Annotated in this window: 2 protein-coding genes; both read left to right on the top strand. The window is 73.8% G+C overall.

What is annotated here, in order from left to right; translation table 11 throughout:
* The first annotated feature begins 81 nt into the window (after positions 1–81).
* The gene (locus PSH25_RS17730) at positions 82–1,110 is read left to right on the top strand and encodes a FecCD family ABC transporter permease (RefSeq protein ID WP_238660136.1); all 1,029 of its coding nucleotides are present in this window, start codon (positions 82–84) and stop codon (positions 1,108–1,110) included.
* 29 nt (positions 1,111–1,139) lie between these two features.
* The gene (locus PSH25_RS17725) at positions 1,140–1,964 is read left to right on the top strand and encodes an ABC transporter ATP-binding protein (RefSeq protein WP_091398778.1); all 825 of its coding nucleotides are present in this window, start codon (positions 1,140–1,142) and stop codon (positions 1,962–1,964) included.
* Positions 1,965–1,995 lie beyond the last annotated feature (31 nt).

The raw sequence follows: 1,995 nt of genomic DNA, 5'->3' as shown, positions 1-1,995 counted from the left end.
CGTGAGCGAGCGCAGCGAGCGAACCAGCAGGCTCAGTGTTGTGGCGCGTCGCGCCGGCGCGCAGCGAAGCGGAGCGATGGCGTGACAGTCATTCGTACACCTGGCGGGTTGTCGCTGCGGTTTCGGCCCCGGGCGTTGGGCGTCGGCGCCGGCGCGGCGTTGCTCGCGGCCGGGTTCGGCCTGGTGGCCCTGGGCAGTGGTGACTACCCGATGGGGCCGGCGGACGTCCTGCGCACGCTGACCGGCGGCGGCACCCTGGCGGAGCAGTTCATCGTGTTCGACCTGCGCCTGCCCCGGCTGGTCACCGCCCTGCTGGTCGGTGCGGCATTGGCTCTCGCCGGCACGGTGTTCCAGTCGCTCGTCCGTAACCCGCTGGGCAGCCCGGACATCCTGGGCTTCACCCAGGGCGCGTCGACCGGGGCGCTGGTGGTGGTCGTCCTCGGCGGCAGCAGTCTGGCGTTGGCCGGCGCGGCGGTCGTCGGTGGCCTCGGCACCGGTCTGGTGATCTACGCGCTCGCCTGGCGGCGCGGGGTGCACGGTTACCGGCTCATCCTGGTCGGCATCGGGGTGGCCGCGATCCTGACCGGCGTCAACGGCTACCTGCTGACCCGGGCGCCCCTGATGGACGCCGCCCGCGCGGTGCTCTGGCTCACCGGCAGCCTGGACGGGCGGGGCTGGGCAAACGCCGGGCCGCTGCTCGCCGTCCTGGTCGTGCTGGCGCCGCTGGTGCTCGTCGGCTGCGCCCCGGCGCTGCGGATGATGGAGTTGGGCGACGACGCGGCCAGCGCCCTGGGTGTGCCGGTACGCCGGCTGCGCCTGGTGCTGCTCGCCGCCGCCGTGCTGCTGGTCTCGTTCGCGGCCGCCGCCGCCGGGCCGGTGTCCTTCGTGGCGCTCGTCGCCCCACACGTGGCGAAACGACTGACCCAGGCCCCGGGCCCGAACCTGCTGCCGTCGATGGCCGTCGGCGCGGCACTGCTGGTCGGGGCAGACCTGGTGGCGCAGCGCGCGTTCGCCGGGCACCAACTCCCGGTCGGCGTGGTGACCGGCGTGATCGGCGGCGGTTACCTGGTCTGGCTGCTGGCGATGGAACGCCGGGCGGGCCGGCTGTGAACACCCGTCACGCCCTCGAAGGAGCACCCATGCGACCCGGCGACTCCCGGCTCGGCGGCACCGCCTTGACCCTCGCCTACGACCAGCGCACCATCGCCGAGAACCTGACCGTGGCGGTGCCCGACCGATCCTTCACGGTGATCATCGGTCCGAACGCGTGCGGCAAGTCGACGCTGCTGCGCGCACTGTCCCGGATGCTGCGCCCGAGCGCCGGTGCGGTTCTGCTGGACGGGCGGGACATTCACGACCTGCCGGCCCGCAAGGTGGCCCGTACGCTCGGCCTGCTGCCGCAGTCGTCGATCGCCCCGGACGGCATCAGCGTCGCCGAACTGGTCGCCCGGGGACGCTACCCGCACCAGGGGTTGCTGCGGCAGTGGTCACGCGAGGACGAACGGGTCGTCGAGGAGTCGATGGCCGCGACCGGGGTCGACGACCTCGCCGACCGGGCGGTGGACGAGCTGTCCGGCGGGCAGCGGCAGCGGGTCTGGATCGCCATGGCACTGGCCCAGCAGACGCCCCTGCTGCTGCTCGACGAGCCGACCACGTACCTCGACATCGCCCACCAGATCGAGATCCTGGACCTCTGCGCCCGGCTGCACGAGGAGCAGGGCCGCACGCTTGTCGCGGTGCTGCACGACCTGAACCACGCGGCCCGCTACGCCACCCACCTGATCGCCATGCGCGACGGACGCGTGGTGGCCGCCGGGGAGCCGGCGTCGGTGGTCACCGCCGACCTGGTGGCGGAGGTGTTCGGGCTGCCCTGCCGCGTGATCGACGACCCGGAGACGGGCACCCCGCTGGTCGTCCCGGCGGCCCGCCGCCGCGCCACCACCCTGGCCCCGGAGCCGGCGTGAGCGAGCGCAGCGAGCGAACCAGCAGGCACAG

The organism is Micromonospora foliorum (assembly GCF_022229015.1).
Lineage (GTDB): Bacteria > Actinomycetota > Actinomycetes > Mycobacteriales > Micromonosporaceae > Micromonospora > Micromonospora foliorum.
This window is presented reverse-complemented; position numbering and strand designations above follow the sequence as displayed.